The organism is Vibrio coralliilyticus (assembly GCF_024449095.1).
GTDB lineage: Bacteria > Pseudomonadota > Gammaproteobacteria > Enterobacterales > Vibrionaceae > Vibrio > Vibrio coralliilyticus_A.
In genome coordinates this window covers 584,815-602,026 of sequence record NZ_CP024628.1, presented here as the reverse complement: position 1 = coordinate 602,026, position 17,212 = coordinate 584,815, and the positions used below count along the sequence as shown (strand labels likewise).

Annotated in this window: 15 protein-coding genes and 1 riboswitch; of the genes, 6 read left to right on the top strand and 9 right to left on the bottom strand. The window is 43.6% G+C overall.

All coding sequences use genetic code 11. The annotated features are described in order from the left end of the window. Window position 1: 1 nt before the first annotated feature. The 3 genes from secD to CTT30_RS18285 all read right to left on the bottom strand — a co-directional run bounded on the left by secD (window position 2) and on the right by CTT30_RS18285 (window position 3,318). Complete coding sequence (gene secD, locus CTT30_RS18295; RefSeq protein ID WP_252037395.1) at window positions 2-1,840, bottom strand: protein translocase subunit SecD; 1,839 nt, start codon at window positions 1,838-1,840, stop codon at window positions 2-4. Window positions 1,841-2,030: 190 nt separating this feature from the next. Beyond that, window positions 2,031-2,507, bottom strand: coding sequence for a hypothetical protein (locus CTT30_RS18290; protein WP_252037394.1), 477 nt, complete (start codon window positions 2,505-2,507; stop codon window positions 2,031-2,033). A 142-nt stretch (window positions 2,508-2,649) separates the two neighbouring features. After that, window positions 2,650-3,318 (bottom strand): hypothetical protein, encoded by a 669-nt coding sequence (locus CTT30_RS18285; protein WP_252037393.1) that lies wholly within the window; start codon window positions 3,316-3,318, stop codon window positions 2,650-2,652. Between the two features lie 38 nt (window positions 3,319-3,356). Here CTT30_RS18285 and CTT30_RS18280 point away from each other — a divergent pair, with 38 nt between their 5' ends. Then, window positions 3,357-3,929: a hypothetical protein gene (locus CTT30_RS18280; protein WP_252037392.1), complete on the top strand. Its 573-nt coding sequence runs from the start codon at window positions 3,357-3,359 to the stop codon at window positions 3,927-3,929. 20 nt (window positions 3,930-3,949) lie between these two features. On the opposite strand, the gene CTT30_RS18275 is transcribed toward CTT30_RS18280, so the two are convergent. The 5 genes from CTT30_RS18275 to phhA all read right to left on the bottom strand — a co-directional run bounded on the left by CTT30_RS18275 (window position 3,950) and on the right by phhA (window position 7,952). Next, the gene (locus CTT30_RS18275) at window positions 3,950-4,924 is read right to left on the bottom strand and encodes a GGGtGRT protein (RefSeq protein ID WP_252037391.1); all 975 of its coding nucleotides are present in this window, start codon (window positions 4,922-4,924) and stop codon (window positions 3,950-3,952) included. Between the two features lie 12 nt (window positions 4,925-4,936). Next, window positions 4,937-5,629, bottom strand: coding sequence for an iron-sulfur cluster assembly scaffold protein (locus tag CTT30_RS18270; protein WP_239864259.1), 693 nt, complete (start codon window positions 5,627-5,629; stop codon window positions 4,937-4,939). A gap of 111 nt (window positions 5,630-5,740) precedes the next feature. Continuing rightward, window positions 5,741-5,805: riboswitch (Fluoride riboswitch) on the bottom strand. A gap of 126 nt (window positions 5,806-5,931) precedes the next feature. Further along, complete coding sequence (locus CTT30_RS18265; RefSeq protein ID WP_239836202.1) at window positions 5,932-6,390, bottom strand: cupin domain-containing protein; 459 nt, start codon at window positions 6,388-6,390, stop codon at window positions 5,932-5,934. 445 nt (window positions 6,391-6,835) lie between these two features. Next, window positions 6,836-7,168, bottom strand: coding sequence for a 4a-hydroxytetrahydrobiopterin dehydratase (locus CTT30_RS18260; protein WP_239836201.1), 333 nt, complete (start codon window positions 7,166-7,168; stop codon window positions 6,836-6,838). Further along, entirely contained in the window at window positions 7,161-7,952 is a 792-nt protein-coding gene (gene phhA, locus CTT30_RS18255) for a phenylalanine 4-monooxygenase (protein WP_252037390.1), read from the bottom strand. The genes CTT30_RS18260 and phhA overlap by 8 nt, the downstream gene beginning before the upstream one ends. A 226-nt stretch (window positions 7,953-8,178) precedes the next feature. Here phhA and CTT30_RS18250 point away from each other — a divergent pair, with 226 nt between their 5' ends. After that, window positions 8,179-10,179: an acetoacetate--CoA ligase gene (locus tag CTT30_RS18250; RefSeq protein WP_252037389.1), complete on the top strand. Its 2,001-nt coding sequence runs from the start codon at window positions 8,179-8,181 to the stop codon at window positions 10,177-10,179. A gap of 52 nt (window positions 10,180-10,231) precedes the next feature. Here the strand turns inward: CTT30_RS18250 and CTT30_RS18245 are convergent, their stop codons facing one another. Next, window positions 10,232-10,810 (bottom strand): class I SAM-dependent DNA methyltransferase, encoded by a 579-nt coding sequence (locus tag CTT30_RS18245; RefSeq protein ID WP_239875113.1) that lies wholly within the window; start codon window positions 10,808-10,810, stop codon window positions 10,232-10,234. 150 nt (window positions 10,811-10,960) lie between these two features. Between CTT30_RS18245 and CTT30_RS18240 the strand changes: the two genes are divergently transcribed. From CTT30_RS18240 to CTT30_RS18225, 4 genes are all read left to right on the top strand, one after another. Further along, window positions 10,961-11,839 (top strand): LysR family transcriptional regulator, encoded by an 879-nt coding sequence (locus CTT30_RS18240; protein ID WP_239864265.1) that lies wholly within the window; start codon window positions 10,961-10,963, stop codon window positions 11,837-11,839. A 228-nt stretch (window positions 11,840-12,067) separates the two neighbouring features. After that, window positions 12,068-12,961, top strand: a complete 894-nt coding sequence (locus tag CTT30_RS18235) for a cation diffusion facilitator family transporter (protein WP_239864267.1) — start codon at window positions 12,068-12,070, stop codon at window positions 12,959-12,961. A gap of 168 nt (window positions 12,962-13,129) precedes the next feature. Next, a complete protein-coding gene (locus CTT30_RS18230) occupies window positions 13,130-16,441 on the top strand; it encodes an ATP-binding protein (RefSeq protein ID WP_252037388.1) in 3,312 nt (1,103 codons plus the stop codon). Next, on the top strand, window positions 16,434-17,141 hold the full coding sequence (locus CTT30_RS18225) for a response regulator (RefSeq protein ID WP_252037387.1): 708 nt from the start codon (window positions 16,434-16,436) through the stop codon (window positions 17,139-17,141). Before CTT30_RS18230 ends, CTT30_RS18225 begins: the two co-directional genes overlap by 8 nt. The last annotated feature ends 71 nt before the right edge of the window (window positions 17,142-17,212 follow it).

Below are 17,212 nucleotides of genomic sequence, written 5' to 3'. Positions count from 1 at the left end.
ATTAAACCCTTACATCACGACGGCTATCGCGTCCCCAAACTAAATTAATAATTGCGCGTGAAGCGAAAACGCCACTGAACATACTAGTTAACAACCCGAGGCCTAACGTCAGAGCAAAACCTTGGATCGGACCGTTACCGATAGAGTAAAGGACCACCGCCGTGATCATAGTGGTAATATTGGCATCCAGAATGGTACTCAATGCACTGCCAAAACCTAAATCAATTGACTGAGCAAAAGTTCGCCCCTCTGCCAACTTATCTTTTATTCTTTCAAATATCAGAACATTCGTGTCCACCGCCATACCGACAGTCAATACAAGCCCTGCAATGCCCGGCAGTGTTAAAACCGCCCCCGGTAATAACGCGATTAGGCCCAGCAAGCTAATCATGTTGACGACAAGTGCCACATTGGCAACCCATCCTAAGCGTCGATACCAAAGCGACATAAAAATCAATGTCATCGCCATACCAAGCGCTAGTGCCGCAAAACCATTTTCAATGTTTTCGGCTCCGAGTGAGGCACCAATGGTACGTTCTTCAACGATAGTGACGGGCGCAGTTAGTGAACCAGCACGAAGCAGTAACGCTAAATTTTGAGCTTCATCCAAAGTACCTGCTCCAGTAATGCGGAACTGACTACCAAGTTGCGACTGAATAGTGGCAACACTGATGACCTTTTCACTGCGCTCGGTTTCGCCGTTAGCATTGGTCGTGTACTCACGGTATACCGTCGCCATTGGCTTACCAATGTGTTTGCCGGAAAAATCACTCATTGTTTTACCACCAGAGTGATCCAGTGAAATATTCACCTCGGAAAAGCCCATTTTGTCGACACCAGCGCGAGCATTAACGATGTGCTCCCCCGTTAAGACCGGACGTTTTGACAGCACTACATCACGGCCATCATTGTCCTTCAGAACAATGTCACCATAGGAAACTCCTTCAGATGGCGATTTTGCTTCATGAAACGCAAGTGTGGCTGTTGCACCTATGACATTCTTTGCTTGTGAAGGATCTTGCACCCCAGGTAGCTCGATCCGAATGCTGTGCTCTCCCTGTCGTTGTACCAGCGCCTCTGTAATCCCAAGCTCTTCGATACGATCGCGCATGATCTTAAGGTTTTGCTTTATCGTGACGGTTTGGAAATCTGATTTGTTCTGCGCTGTTGGTTTCACTGCTAAATAGTCAGAATGACGCTTAATCTCCCAACCCGAATAATTTTGATAGATATAGTTCGCAGACTGAGTTAACGCTTCTCCTGAGTTACTTTTCAGATCAAAACCATCCACGCCAACTTGGGCAAATTTAACCCCGCGAATATGCTCCCGACGCAACATATCTCGCATTTCATCCACAATGGTATTTCTTTGTTCTTCAAATGCTTTGTCTACATCTACATTAAGCAAGAATTGCACACCGCCTCGAAGATCCAGCCCAAGTTTAATTGGGCTAAAGCCCATGTCAGTCAACCACTTGGGTGCAACAGACACGTACGAAAAAGTAATCGAGTCTTGTTTACCTAACAAATCATTCAGCACTTCACGCGCTTGGGTTTGAGCGGTTTCGTTATCAAACACCAAAATGGTGGTGTTATCTTCCTGAGTAATCTCATTCGCGTGGATATTTCGTTGTTCCAAGTAGCGATTCAGTTGCAAGGGATTATCAAGAACTTCATTTTTTTGTGACGTCGTCACTTGAATGGAGGGCAGCTCCCCATACCAAGTTGGGATGGCACTGAGTGCAAGAACGACCACTGTTACAAGCAGCACAACATATTGCCATGCCGAGTAACGGTTCATCACTCTCGCATGTTTTTTATTAGGTGTATTTTTCTTCATATATTTATCTTTTACATGCAATACCTAGTCACGGCTGTAGCCTGATAGGTATAGAAAGTCGTCTGAACCTCAAAGAGGTCAGTCTTAAACTTGTTGATAGAATCTGAAGTGGGACAACAGTGACGTATCGTCCATTTATGCAGCGAATTTACGCTACATTAAGCGCCATCAACAGATTACAGGAAGGCGTTCAAGCGAACTGGCTATTGAGTGCAACGTACAGGGCATTGGACTCTTTCCAGCCCGAGATACGGTGGTTTGAGGAAAACGAATGTGTAACCCAATAGCCTTGACTGGCTAAGGGGTAAAGATAAAGCGAATGAAGAGGAAGCTGTGCTTGACCGGAATAATGGCCATCACTGGCCCCAGGCGCTTCTCTTTCCTCAGTGTGGCGATCAGATAAGCTCCAACGACTGAGTGGGAGAATCGCCACCACATCAACACCAACTTCAGACTGAGATATGGGTTGTTGGGGCGTATCTTCCTGCTGGGACTCTTCAAACAGAGTCTGATAGCCCGCTTGGCACTGAGGTAAGATCTGGGTCGTATGGCGGCTTAAGCGTGCGCTTGCATCATTTTCTGCTTGCGTGAAATACGCCATTGCCTGCGTTGGAAGAACCATCGCAAGCAATAAAAACCAGAAAAAGTGGATAAAACGTTGAGCCATTCACAACACCAATACAAAAAGACAGCTGGATGTTAAGTCCAAGCCTATCTATAAACAACTAAAATTATCTAAAAGCTAATATTCCACATTTGAACAGTAAACAATGTCAGATAAAACCAGTAAAAACCTGAGTCTTCACTGGCTATCGATAGAAGATCTCTCCCGACTGCACATCGAGGTAAACTTTGTTGGCTTGCTTAATTCCTCCACAATAGACAAAGTACACGTCCCTTTGCTCAAACGTCAGTGACCGAATCCAACCACTGGTTTCTTCAAAATCTTCAGGCACACAGGTCTTCTCCTTGAGTAGTTGATCGGTTTTCTGTACAAACATCTCAAAGTGAAGTTTAAAGTCATCAGATTCTTCTATGTAACTGCTGACTGTTTCTACACGTTCTTCTTTAGTAATGGTTGGCGCTACTTCTAGTAAGGCTTCCATTGGCACCCATTCGGCCACTTCTTCCCCTCCTTCCTCGTAAACATAATAAGGAGAGATACGCCCCCACCCATTTTTCTTCTCCAGAATATGCAGTTTGTCGCCACGGTAAACAACGCTTTCCACGAACGCTTCATATTGGGGATATTCTCTAACGCCGAGTTTCGCGGGGCTAACGTAAAAATCTGTCACTTCTGGCTTAGGCGGTGGTGCTTTCTCTTCTTTCACTGGCGGGGGCGGCGGCTCCTTATTCGCCTCCATCATCGCCGCTGCTGCTTCTGCATCTTGCTGCGGCTTTAAGTAGAAGATGTAGTAGCCACCACCAGCACAAGCTATACCGAGTAACAGCAAAACAACCATGATTATCTTTTTCATATTGAGTCAGCGTCTTTTCTATACTTAAGCCATCTTTCATGAACAATATAGCTAATATGAAATGGCACGGGCTATATGTCACTGTAACGGCATTTATATTGATCACTTTACCAATTAAAGGTTTTGGTGAGCATTGCCGTGCAGATACGTGGAATAAAGCCCTCAAATCTCAGCAAAAAGTTGAAGACTGGTATAATACCAAAGCCGAACGTTTCAATCAGTTACTCAAGCTACACCACCAACAGACATTTCTACACAAAGCCTTCTCTGAACAAGAGATCACCAGTTTTTGGAAACCGGAAAAGCACGCTTTACATTACAAGATGAATCAGCAGATACGTGCTGCCAACACGGTGGTCCAATCACTCAATCAAGAAGTGGATGCACTCACTAGTGAATCTGCCATCATTGATAACGCAATCTCAATGTGGGAAGGTATTCACCGCCACTGTAAAGTTGCCCAGTACAAGCTTAATAGCTTTTCTAGCCTGACATACATACAGCTTAATCAGACGTTAAGAAATGACACTCAAATCTTGCTTAGAAAAATAGAGCGGGTCCGACGTATTTATCAGCAAGAAATCGAGGCCCTGGAAAAGAACAAACCATAAACCCCAATCTCCACATTTTGCTAGCGATGCAGTTGCTGTTCGATGGCAATAGCTAAAGCGACAGTCGCTCCCACCATCGGATTATTACCCATTCCAATAAAACCCATCATCGCAACGTGAGCTGGCACAGAAGAGCTGCCTGCAAACTGAGCATCGGCATGCATTCTTCCCATGGTATCTGTCATCCCATAGGACGCAGGGCCGGCGGCAACATTGTCAGGATGCAAGGTTCGCCCAGTGCCACCTCCTGACGCCACTGAAAAATAGTGTTTACCTAATGCGTTACATTCTGACTTGTAGATACCTGCGACCGGATGCTGAAATCGCGTTGGATTGGTTGAATTCCCTGTAATACTGACATCGACTGATTCTTTATGCATGATAGCAACGCCTTCACGTACCTCATCAGCACCGTAACACAAGATATCGCCTCGTGCGCCTCCAGAGAACCGCTTGCGTTCGACTTCGATCAGTTGATTGGTCTGGTAATCAAATTCTGTTCGAATATAGGTAAAACCATTAATGCGCGAAATAAGATATGCCGCATCTTTACCCAAGCCATTTAAAATGACCTTAAGAGGTATTTGACGAGACTTGTTGGCATTAAGCGCTATTTTAATCGCCCCTTCAGCAGCAGCGAACGACTCATGACCAGCCAGAAATGCAAAGCATTGGGTTTCTTCACTAAGCAAACGAGCAGCAAGAGCCCCGTGGCCTAAACCGACTTCTCGCTGCGCGGCCACACTGCCCAGTTTACAATATGCCTGCAAGCCTTCACCGATGATATTCGCCGCATCTACTGCAGTCTGAGCTTTTCGATTAATGGCGAGTGCAGAGCCCAACGTATAAGCATCACAGGCATTGTCAAAGGCTATGGGCTGAGTCTCCAGTACTACTTTTTTAGGATCAATACCGAAACTCATACAGTATTCATGAGCTTGCTCGATAGTGGATAAGTTCATCTCTTGGAGTAATTGAGTCATTGATTCATTCATAACGGCAGCCTCCTACGCATTACGGGGGTTGATGACTGTACTGGCTTCGTCAAATCGGCCATAGCAGCCCGTTGCGCGCACCATTGCTTCATTCGCATCCATACCTTGATCAAGGTCCGCCATCATCTTGCCCAAGTTCAAATATTGATACCCTATCACTTCGCTGAATTCATCTAAGGCAAGCTTGGTCACATAGCCTTCTGTTAACTCCATATAACGTACGCCTTTTGCTATGGTTGAATAACTCGTTCCTACCTGGCTGCGTTGTGATTTCCCTAAGTCTTCGAGTGCTGCACCAATTTCTAACCCTCCTTCAGAGAAAGCCGACTGTGTCCGCCCGTAAACAAACTGTAGAAAGATTTCGCGCATCGCTACATTAATGGCATCGCAGACTAAATCAGTATTCAGTGCCTCCAAAATGGTTTTACCTGTGAGGATTTCCGCCGCCATTGAGGCAGAGTGAGTCATGCCCGAGCATCCAATAGTCTCAATCAAGGCTTCTTCGATAACACCTTGCTTCACATTGAGCGTAAGCTTTGCTGCACCTTGTTGTGGAGCACAAGTCCCAACTCCGTGGCTCAAGCCCGAAATAGCGATGACTTCTTTTGGACGTATCATTTGGCCTTCAACAGGGATAGGTGAAGAAGGGTGTAATTCTCCACGCTGAATCGGACACATGGATTCAATTTCACAAGAGTATTGCATGGTGTTTTCCTCTTATCGGAAAACAAGTGGAAGTGGGTCGTGGATTTTCACTACTACAGAACCAACAACCTGATTTGATCAGATTACCTTTCGACGAATCACTTGTTTTCGTATTCTGTAGGAGTCATCAGCCACAGTGGCGGTTAAATAGGTGGAACCCCATCACCTGCGTAATTAGAGTAGATCCAAGTCGCACATAATAACAAGACCTCTTTTAGAACGATTATGTATTAAAAGAAACTACGTTAGATCAACTCAAACCATCATAAAAAGAAAGACTGCATTAAATGCAGTCTTTAGAATTATACGCATCGCTTACTTGAAACCGTCACAGGCGCGTCTTTAATCCCTGCATAAAATACAATGATTTCAGCGGGCTCATTACCTTCGTTACGACCATAATGACAAGTGTTAACCACTTCAACTAGTGAATCTCCCGCCTTCATTTCTAACACCTTTTTGCCCTTTACCTCATCTTGAGTAATGACTGTTAACTGACCTTTAGTCAAAACACCAGCGTTGATTGCAGGGTGCTCATGCAAAGGAAGCTGTGCCTTAGGTGGAATAGTAATTTTCAGGACGGTGATTTCCGGTATGCCTTGGCCGTAGCTTGGGAGTTCAGAACCTTCCCAGCTTCGAGAAGATTTCGCTAACTGTTCCACTTTAGGTGTCATTTTATCACCTAAACTTTGCTCTTCATTAGCAAACGACTGACCTGATAAAGAAACGGTAAGGCATGCCGCTATAAATAGTCTGTTCATCATATATCCTGTAGTTCTGTTATTTGAATGGTTGTGAATTTAAAGTGGTATTAAATTTAAAAAATAAATGTATTTACAACCACTATACCTGTCAAACCTCTAAGATAAATCTTACTAATATTTAATTTAAATTAACTTAGATTGTCAGTTAAAGTAAAATAATAATTAATACTTACTCATCGTAACGGAGAGTTGAAAATCATATAAATGACAACACCTTTAAAAAACATTAATATCACTAATAGAAATTATTCAGCATTGCTACTCTCAGTTTATTTAAATAAATCAAATTATGATTTAGGATTAATTAACCACTTACTGATGGAAAATCCATTAAATGATAATGGTAAATCGATATAGGATAAGGGCGACAATAAAGGTGGGATATGTTCAGTGAGATAAAACGGCCTGAAGCAAAACAGAGGAAAGCTTCAGGCCTTTGTGGTTAATCTTTCAATTTATCGCATTTCGCTGCACAGATGAAATCGTTACGGTGCAGGCCTTGGATTGAGTGGCTCCACCATGTAATAGTTACTTTACCCCATTCCAATAGTATCGAAGGGTGGTGAAACTCATCTTCAGCCAATTCGGCAATCTTATTAGCAAATGCCCACGCTAACTTAAAGTTCTTAAATTTGTATTCCTTCTCTAGCTGAGGAATACCATCTCGCTCTATTAGCATCCAATCGTTAAGCTCTGTAAGCAGCAATCTTTGCTCTTCTTTGTTCAGTGCAATCGCATCACTGCTGCAGGCTTCACATCGTAATTCATTAAGCATGGGTGATTTCCTTTGGTTCAAATAGCGGAGGTAGCAATCCCGCGTTCATTGCCTGATGTACATGAGACATCAGATCCGTTTTACTTAGCTTGTATAACTGCCTAATATCTTCGAGCAGAAAATATATTGGTTGCATAATATCAATGCGATATGGCGTCCTCAGTACAGTATGAAGATCAAACCCTTCTCTCAACGGGCGCTCGTCATCTAAGGCATACAGTGTTTCTCCAGGAGACGATAAAATCCCTCCCCCATAAATTTTGCATTCTTGGCCTTCTTTCACCAAACCAAACTCTACAGTAAACCAGTAAAGCCTAGCTAAATACACCCGTTCTTTACTTGTCGCGTCTTTACCAAGTTGACCGTAAATATGCGTGAACTCAGCAAATTCCGGATTAGTGAGCATTGCACAATGGCCAAAAATTTCATGAAAGAAATCGGGTTCTTGTAAGTAGTCAAACTCTTCACGTGAGCGTAAGAAGGTGGCCACCGGAAATTTCTTATTTGCCAGTAGAGCGAAAAAACGATCAAAGTTTATCAATGCAGGAACAGGCTCGACTTGCCACCCGGTTTCTCTTTGTAAGACTTGATTAATTTCAGGCAGTTGAGGGACTCTATCGAGCGGTAGATTGAGTAACTCAAGACCACGAAGATATTCCTTACAAGCACGCTGATTAACTAAATCTAACTGACGTGAGACAAGATCATGCCAGATCTGATCTTCTTCGCTGCTCCAGTCGACAAATCCTTGTTTATTAACAGGTTTAGATACGTACTGAGTCATCACATTTCCTTTTAACAACTCTTTTACATTAAGCCTATCCCCTCACGAAATCGGTGACAATTCGTCCACTTACATCACCGCCACGACCACTGTAACATTTATTTTACATTTTCATTTTTTTTGCTTATTTATCAGCGATATGTTTATTGGCGGATTGTTTGACATTGGCTATTTTTGCAACAAAACTTAGCCATAGTTATGGAAAAGTGTGTAAGACGAGGAAGTCATGTCCACTCAAAAGTCAGTTGAGCCACTCCCACTTTGGGAGCCTAGCCAAGAAAGAATGGCCGCATCCAATCTGTATCAATTTATCCAGCATATCAACATGCAGGGAGAGGCCATTGAAAATTATAGTGATTTACACCGATGGTCTGTAGAAAATAAAAAACATTTCTGGATGGAGATTTGGCACTTTTGCGATGTAATCGGATTCAAAGGTGATTGCATTCATGGCGAAGGAATAGCGCGTTGGGAAAAGTTCTTATCCAATCGCGACACTATCTGGTTCCCACAGTCTCAGCTAAACTACGCTGAAAACCTTCTCTCCTATGCATTTCAAGAGCCTGAAGGCGTGGCTATCTGGTTTAAAAATGAGCGCGGCCAAAGCCGTAAGCTCACTTGGCAACAACTGTGCGATCAGGTGTCTATTGTTCAGCAATGGTTAAAACAAAACGGTGTAGAAAAAGGTGACGTGGTCGCCGGATACCTACCCCATATGCCAGAAACGGTCGTCGCTATGCTTGCGACAACCAGTTTAGGCGCCATATGGACATCCACTTCCCCTGATTTTGGGGTGGAGAGTGTCAAAGAAAGATTTGGACAGGTTCAACCTAAGATTTTGTTTTGCTGCAACGGTTATAGCTTCAACGGTAAAACATTCAACATGGATGAAAAAAACAACCAAATTGTGAAGGCTATATCCAGCATTCAAAACACCTGTCACATTGATTATTTGCAGATTGGGCAAGAAGGACCTCACAGCAATGAAAAGTTTTCTGACTGGGAGTCGATTTTAGCCAGCTACATCCCTCGTGGAGTGCGATACCAACGCGTCGGATTCAATGACCCACTGTTTGTCCTCTACTCCTCCGGCACAACCGGCAAGCCTAAGTGTATCGTCCATTCCGTCGGTGGCACGATACTTAACCATTTGAAAGAGCATCAACTACATTGTGATATTCAGCCAAGTGATCGCGTGTTTTATTACACTACCTGTGGTTGGATGATGTGGAACTGGCACGTTTCAGCCCTCGCTAGTGGTGCGACTCTCGTCATTTTCGACGGCAGCCCTATGTATCCAATGCCAAGTGTTTTATGGGAATTGGCCGAAGAAGCACAAGTCAGTTTATTTGGCACATCAGCTAAGTATCTCGAAGCACTGCAAAAAGCAGAGTTCAACCCGAGTCATTACTACCGCCTAGAAAGCCTTAAAACTCTTTGTTCAACTGGTTCCGTACTCTACCCACAGCAGTATGACTACGTCTATAGCTGCATCAAGGCAGATGTTCACTTGGCTTCTATCTCCGGTGGCACTGATATTTGTGGCTGTTTTGTTCTCGGAAACCCAATTTCTCCGGTATATCGCGGTGAATGTCAGGCGGCGGGACTGGGGTTAGATGTCCGAGTATTCAATGAGCGAGGACAGCCCGTCGAGAATCAGCGCGGTGAACTCGTTTGTCTTAACAGCTTCCCGAATCAACCCGTCGGCTTTTGGCATGACAATGGTGAACGCTACCACAACGCTTATTGGGATAAGTACCACAACACATGGCACCATGGTGATGATGTGGAAATAACAGACAACGGGGGAATGGTTTTCTATGGCCGTAGTGATGCCACCCTCAACCCCGGGGGCGTTCGGATAGGCACAGCGGAGATCTACCAGCAGGTTAACCAGCTTGAAGAAGTCAAGGATTCTATCGCTGTTGGTCGGGTCACAGACGGTGATGAGAAAGTGGTGCTGTTCGTTCAGTTAAATGACAACCGTACACTTAACGATGAACTCATTTCAACCATCAAGTTACAGCTAAAAACTCAATGCTCACCTAGGCATGTACCCGCTGAAATCTACCCCATTAGCGAAGTACCAAAAACCAAATCTGGTAAGTTAGTGGAGCTGGCCGTCAAACAGGTCTTACACAGTAAAGAAGTCCTGAACAAAGGGGCAATAGCTAACCCTCACGTATTGGATGAAATTGCTCAATACGCGACTCAAGCGGTGTCTTAAACAAAAAGCCCGAACAACAATCGTTCGGGCTTACAAAATTTTGAAGTTGGCGTTATTTCTTTGCTATCGCCATCAGTACTGTCAACTTACCTTGCGGCGTGTCTATACTAAACGGCGTTGTGACTTCGACCTCATCAAACCCAACACTGCTCAATACCTGCAAAACATGTGTTGGGGTCATTCCACCTTCTTCGTCTTTCTCAGATAACCAGTCCCAGTGAACAAAGTGGTTTCCTTTATTAAGCAAGCTATAGACAATATCGACAATATCAGAGTAGTTAGGTAGAAAACTGCAAACAGACGATGCGACAACGAGATCAAACTGATTGCGAAACGCTGGATGCATTGCGACCAAACCACGAGACAAGTAGTCAACAACAGGTTCAACATTATTCAGCTCTTTCATGTCCAGTTGCTCAATCATGGCTTCTGAACTGTCTAGCGCGACAATATCTTTCGCGAGAGGAGAAAGTTTCTGGCTTAGTAATCCTGTACCACAACCAAAATCGAGAATACGCTTCCCTTGGACATCGACAATTTCTTGCAGAGAGTCGAATGCTTTCTGTGCATACAAGACTGCTGAAGGTTCGCTTTCCCACTCTGCTGCGTAATCATCCCAATTTGTAGCCATCATGATCTCCCTGTTACCTCATTCATTTGGCGTCCAGTAAGAGTATCAAAACTGCATAAAATTCATAGCTTTTGCCACCAGAAAACAGACAAGCGTAATGTATTCTTATAACATTAGCTTATATAAACACCAATGACGTGAATTACTCAGATGAACCTATCGCAGATTGAAGCCTTTTGTACTGTTGCTGATACTGGGTCAGTATCCGAGGCCGCCAGGCAACTCGAATGCAATCGCACCAAGCTGAGCATGTCCATTAAAGCACTTGAAAAAGACCTTAATATTGAACTATTTGTGCGTACAGGTAATCATGTATCTCTATCTGAGGCTGGCAAAGCCATCTATAAAGATTGCCAGAATTTACTGGTAACGGTTTCCCGTATTCGTCAGACCTGCGCGCAAGTTTCAGGCGAATTCAACGCCGAGGTCTGGATAGCACGTGATGACTCACTACCAGACGACATGTGGCAAGAACTTTCTCACCGATTGAACAATAAGTTTCCAGCGACCTCATTCAACATTGTGCTGGCATCCAGTGGAGATTTAGCCAATTTAGTCACGACACAGCAAGTCGACTTTGCCTTTGGTATCGACTACGAGCGTATTGACGATCCACACATCAGCTATCACCCTTTAGGTAAAATAAGGCTGATGTCTGTCTGTAAGGCCGATCATCGTCTTAGCCAACTTCGACGTGTTTCAGACGAAGAGCTTCGCAACGCAAATCAAGCGGTGATGGTGTATTTGAATGAAAAAGATAATCCAGAATTGCAACCTTTTTCTCTGCGCCATATTGGCTTTTCCAGCTTTGATTACATACTCAAAACCATTCTTACAGAAGACGCCTGGGGAGTGCTCCCTGAACCCCTCATACGCCATCACTTGCGCAAGCAAGAACTGGCGGTCATTAAACATACCTATGGCCTGACTCAAGAGGACTACTGCATGTTTACCGCCGCAGGCATGGCAGAACACCCCGGCATGTCCTGGTTAGCTGACAAACTTAACGAATATCTGTTTGATTTTTAACTGCCGCCTCGATTTAAAAACCAAGCCCTAGCTTTAAAATGATAGATTCCGTTTACAACACGACAGTCAGTGCCAATTTAACTGACACCAGAAATGACAACTAATCCATTGATTTAAAAGCACTTTAATTTAAAGCAAAGAACATTGTCTATTTTAAAGTCAGATCGAGTTTGTCAAATTCTCTCAGTATGAGAAGAATAAAGGTATGTATAGCGAAGAGAAAACTCTATGTGTGCCAGGACAAGCTTAAATGAAAAACGAATACTGACTTTCTCAGCCCTTTTAGCTTCAGGCTTTGCAGTAGGCGGATTGGTACTCGGGCTGCTTGTTGGTTCATTAGTCATTGTCTTTGATGGGGTTTATTCTTCAGTTAGTCTGCTGCTAACTTTATTGTCGCTCGCTGTATCTAAGTACATTCAAAGCCCATCCCGGAGTCACTTCCCCTTTGGTAAAGCAGTCTTAGAGCCTGTTGTTATCGCAACTAAAGGTAGTGTCATCCTTCTTATTGTTGCGTACTCACTTTATTCTGCCATTATCGCAGTGTTCAATGGTGGACGTGAAGTCGATGCCTCTATCGCTACCTTGTTTGGTGTAGTCAATGTTCTAGGCTGTGGTTACGCGTGGTGGCACATTGCTCAAAAGTCCAAGCGTTTTTCATCTGGTTTAATCGAAGCGGAAGTCAAACAATGGCAAATGGACACATTATTAAGTGTTGCCGTCACTTTAGGCTTTATAGCTGCATGGGTAGTTGCCTTATCTCCACTTGCTGAATATTCGGTTTACGCTGATCCTATGATGATGATTCTGATGTCATTTTACTTTATCAAAGTACCCTATGAGATGCTTAAAGAAGCGGTTCGTGAACTCCTGATGATGCCTCCTAGTGATGAGATCTGTGACGCAGTTGATCAAGGTGTATCGGCACTGGTTAAAGAAGTAAAACAACAAATTGAGTTAACGGCTGTCACTAAAGTGGGTCGTGAGCTTAGAGTGAACCTTGATGTCCATTCAACAGAGAAACAGGTGGCTATCGCAGATATTGAGAAAACACGTCGCATTTTGAAAGATAAACTCTCTAAGCTACCGCTCGACCTCAGACTTAATTTGCATATTGCGGGTTAATTAACCCATTGTTAAAACATTAGAAATCTCCCTCTGAAGAGGGAGATTTTGTTATTAATCCTACCAAATGCGCCAGCTCGTTCTATTATTATGTATATAATTTCATAAAAGACATCTCCAATCTCAAAATGGAGAGGCAGTAACACGAGCACATCAAGGTTGGCGCCTATGAAGAACCCGTTTACGTCATTACTGGCAGACAAACAGCCAAAGAAAGCATTACCACAACGTGATGACAGCATTAAAACCAGCATTTTAGATCTGCTATCTGATGGTATGGTGATATTTGATGGCCAAGTAGGCTCCAATGCCATTTTCTATGCCAACCCTGCTTTTCTCAAATACTACCAACTCCCTTCTAACCAAGTCATTGGCCGTAATATCATTGAGTTTTTCTCACATTATCTCAGTGACGATCATATCGCTGGTCTTCATAGCGCAGTCCATGCAGCCACATCCCACACCAGTGAAATTTGTATCAATCAAGAAAAAAAGCAAGGTTGGCTACGTATCAACTTGGAAGCAATGAGAAAAAAAGGAGGCGGTAACCACTACCTCATTCTCAGCCAAACTGACATCAGCCAAATGAAACAAGTTCGTCAAGAGCTCAAAAAGTCCAATCGTAAACTTCAACAGTTGGTCTCTAACCAAAATCAGCGTATCAATGAGCAAGAAGTCCAAATGGGGGTCATGTTCGAACAGGCCGTCGATAATATGCTGCTGCTCAACTCTGAATTGAGAATACTCGACGTCAATGACTCGGCACTCTCTCTTTTTGAGCATGACAAAACCGCTCTGCTCGGCTTGAACCTCACCTCGCTCCTTTATGAGTTTTCAGAAAACAGCATCGAAAGTAAGCTTTCCAGTGTGGAAATGTACCAAGAAGTGCCACTAGATGACGTCATAAAAGTCAATCGAACTAATGACGTTCTCAGCATGCTCGGTTCTGTTCGATACATAACAATGAAATCGCAAAAGTACATCGTTTTGGTTTTACGTGACATCAGTAAAGAGCAAATAGCTCAGAATGAACTCAGAAAAAGCCAAAGTGAGCTTGAGGAGGTAGTAAGGAGCCTAAATTTAGCAACTCAAGCTGGGGGGATAGGAATATGGAGCTGGGACTTTAAAAGCAATGAGCTCTCATGGGATGAACGTATGTACGAGATATATGGCGTAGACCCTGACAACTGTAAGAACAACTACGCTATGTGGCAAGAACGAGTATTAGAAGAAGATGTATACAGCGCGGAGGAAGCCCTTAACAAAGCCCGAGAAAACCTCACTCAATTTAACTCTGAATTCAGAATACAATTACCTGACGGGAATATACGCTGGGTTAAAGCCGCTGCAGATGTTCTCTTTGATCAGGATGGAACCACCCCTATTGGTATGGGTGGTGTTAACATTGACATCACGAAAGAAAAAAAGGCACAAGCTAACCTCAGGCAAGAAAGTGAAATCGCATTAGCCGCCAGTGAAGCAAAATCTATGTTCCTAGCGAACATGAGTCATGAAATACGAACTCCGATGAACGGTGTTGTCGGAATGTTGAGCCTTTTGAGTGAGTCAGAGCTTAACGGTGAGCAAAAAAGTATGGTCACCACCATCAAAGATTCCGCTCTTACCCTACTTCATATTATTAACGACATTCTAGATTTTTCTAAGATAGAAGCTGGTCAAATGTCTTTGGAAAGTGTCCCTGTTGAGCTGCAAAAACTCATCGAAAGGACACTAGATGTTCTCTGCTTACAGGCAAACAATAAGGGAATTGAGCTTTATCTCACCTATGATGCCAGCCTACCGAAAGTCATCATGAGTGATAGTGTTAGGCTCAGTCAGGTGTTACTCAACCTAGTTGGTAATGCCGTCAAATTCACCGATAGCACGGATGAAATGAAAGGTAAGGTGTGGGTGTCTGCAACTCTTAACCAGCATGAAATCGCGCCCTACGTCGAAATCATCATTGAAGACAATGGAATTGGTATGACTGAGGAGCAGGTTGAAAAACTATTCAAAGCCTTTAGTCAGGCAGACACCAGTACTACTCGACTCTATGGTGGAACGGGGTTAGGCCTCTCTATCACCCGCTCCCTATTAGAAATGATGGGAGGCGATATCAAGGTAGACAGCAGGTTTGGTGTGGGTAGCCGGTTCTCTGTTGAACTCCCTTTCATAGAAGTAGAAGAAAGCCCTCAAGACCCAACGCCAAACTATGTTAATGGCTCCAGAATCCTTTTCGTCACCAATGATCAAAACATTTCTACCTTCTGTGATATCAATCTTGCAAACTTTCGTTGTAAAACCAATTGCGTTGCCACCATTCAAAGAGCGATTTCCGTACTCGACTACGCAAGTAATGCCGGTGCGACCATCGATCTCATTATCATTGGCCCTGATCTCTATCATTATTACGAAGAAAAACCACTGTCTGAGTTCAGATCTCCTCTGCTGGATAAACAAAAATTCATCTTTCTGACTCGTAATCCAACCGCAGAATCCGGCTTAACCAAACCTAACAGCTATGTAATGCCATATACGCCTTTTAAGCCAAGCGAGCTCACTACCGCTATCGGTGTCATGCGAGGCCTTATCAGTTGTGAAAAAAACATCAAACAACTTGAGAATGACACCAGTAAAGGCATTCCCAAAAGCAAAACAGGCATCATTTTAGTTGTCGATGATCAACCCACCAACCGAGATGTTATTCAAAGACAGCTCAGTCACCTCGGTTACCAATGTGAAATGGCCGTGCATGGACAAGAAGCCCTCCACAAGTGGAAGCATGGACAATTTGATTTGATATTGACGGATTGCCACATGCCGGTAATGGATGGTTATGAACTGGCGAATCAAATCAGGAACATAGAACGTCAAGACAAGAATCGAGGCCATACGCCAATCGTCGCCATTACCGCCAACGCGATGGTTGAGGCTTCGGAGCAATGTATCGCATCAGGGATGGACGATTATTTGACCAAACCAGTTGAGCTAAAAACTCTCGATCAAGCAATAGAGAACTGGATGAAGCTCTCCCCTATCCCACTGGGGGATAAATCTGCCAATCAACCTGAGACTGCGCCAGAAAATACCGAAATCCCCGTAGAAAAATCAGAGCAAGCCCCTATCAGTATGTCTACTTTGGAGCAGCTTTTAGGCACTAAAGAGATAGCGGTTGTTGGCCCTTTACTAGAAGGCTACTGGGAGTCCGTTAATGAAGATATAGAAAAAGTAGAGCTTGCAGTGACTGAGCAAAGCGATAAAGAACTTCAACAAATTGCCCATGCTGCAAAGGGAGCCGCCCGCTCTGCGGGAGCTGATGAACTCGCCAATACATTTGAGATCTTACAAAAAACCGCACATCAAAAAAACTGGTTAGAACTATCGAACACTTTAAACGACGCCAAAGCAGAACTGATACGCTTAAAGAACTACCTAATTGAGCATTCAATCATCGAAGATACGGAAGTGATTTATGAGTAACTATGACCCAGCCGATTTTACGATTCTTATCGTTGAAGATCACAAGTTCTCTCGCCAAACGCTCGTAGGGATGCTAGTGAGAGGTGGTTACGAAAACTTACTCTGCGCTAAAGACGGCATGCAAGCCATGAAAAAATGCGCAGAGAACAAAATTGATTTAATTATCACAGACATCAACATGCCCAATATTAATGGACTGGAGTTGATTAAAACCATAAGAACCAACCAAGCCCAAATTGCCTGTGACACACGAATTATCGCTGTCACAACCCTGTCTGATACCTCCACTATTTCAGCTTGTATGGCGATGGAAGTCGATGCTTTTCTAGTCAAACCCATCAATATAAAGTCGGCACAAGAAAAAATTCAAAGTGCAATATCAGAACCTAAGCGTTTATATCAACAACACTTTTACCAAGAGGTCGACACCCACATTGACTTAACTCCTCAAGAAAATCCGCAAGAAACAACACAGCGTATCCGGTCTATAGACAGTCGTGTACGCGAACTGTCACAGCTTTCGGAACTCAAAGAAGGTATGACCCTAGTTTATGATATTAATGCCGTCTCGGGTGGTTGCTTGCTTCGGGCTGGCACTGTGCTCAACAAAAAGCTCATTTTACGCTTATTTGAGCTCAGTAAAATTGTTGATACAAATAGCATCGTGGTTAGAGAAGACAAAACACAGATGGCTGTCTAAGCCACTTTCTCAGATTAAGAATCAAACTGAGAACACCTCAAACTTTCCAATATTGAGAGACAAATTAGGGT

Coding starts and splice junctions, on each gene's coding strand:
- secD (WP_252037395.1), bottom strand. CDS start 1,840: ATGAAGAAAAATACACCTAATAAAAAACATGCGAGAGTGATGAACCGT.
- CTT30_RS18290 (WP_252037394.1), bottom strand. CDS start 2,507: ATGGCTCAACGTTTTATCCACTTTTTCTGGTTTTTATTGCTTGCGATG.
- CTT30_RS18285 (WP_252037393.1), bottom strand. CDS start 3,318: ATGAAAAAGATAATCATGGTTGTTTTGCTGTTACTCGGTATAGCTTGT.
- CTT30_RS18280 (WP_252037392.1), top strand. CDS start 3,357: ATGAACAATATAGCTAATATGAAATGGCACGGGCTATATGTCACTGTA.
- CTT30_RS18275 (WP_252037391.1), bottom strand. CDS start 4,924: ATGAATGAATCAATGACTCAATTACTCCAAGAGATGAACTTATCCACT.
- CTT30_RS18270 (WP_239864259.1), bottom strand. CDS start 5,629: ATGCAATACTCTTGTGAAATTGAATCCATGTGTCCGATTCAGCGTGGA.
- CTT30_RS18265 (WP_239836202.1), bottom strand. CDS start 6,390: ATGAACAGACTATTTATAGCGGCATGCCTTACCGTTTCTTTATCAGGT.
- CTT30_RS18260 (WP_239836201.1), bottom strand. CDS start 7,168: ATGCTTAATGAATTACGATGTGAAGCCTGCAGCAGTGATGCGATTGCA.
- phhA (WP_252037390.1), bottom strand. CDS start 7,952: ATGACTCAGTACGTATCTAAACCTGTTAATAAACAAGGATTTGTCGAC.
- CTT30_RS18250 (WP_252037389.1), top strand. CDS start 8,179: ATGTCCACTCAAAAGTCAGTTGAGCCACTCCCACTTTGGGAGCCTAGC.
- CTT30_RS18245 (WP_239875113.1), bottom strand. CDS start 10,810: ATGGCTACAAATTGGGATGATTACGCAGCAGAGTGGGAAAGCGAACCT.
- CTT30_RS18240 (WP_239864265.1), top strand. CDS start 10,961: ATGAACCTATCGCAGATTGAAGCCTTTTGTACTGTTGCTGATACTGGG.
- CTT30_RS18235 (WP_239864267.1), top strand. CDS start 12,068: ATGTGTGCCAGGACAAGCTTAAATGAAAAACGAATACTGACTTTCTCA.
- CTT30_RS18230 (WP_252037388.1), top strand. CDS start 13,130: ATGAAGAACCCGTTTACGTCATTACTGGCAGACAAACAGCCAAAGAAA.
- CTT30_RS18225 (WP_252037387.1), top strand. CDS start 16,434: ATGAGTAACTATGACCCAGCCGATTTTACGATTCTTATCGTTGAAGAT.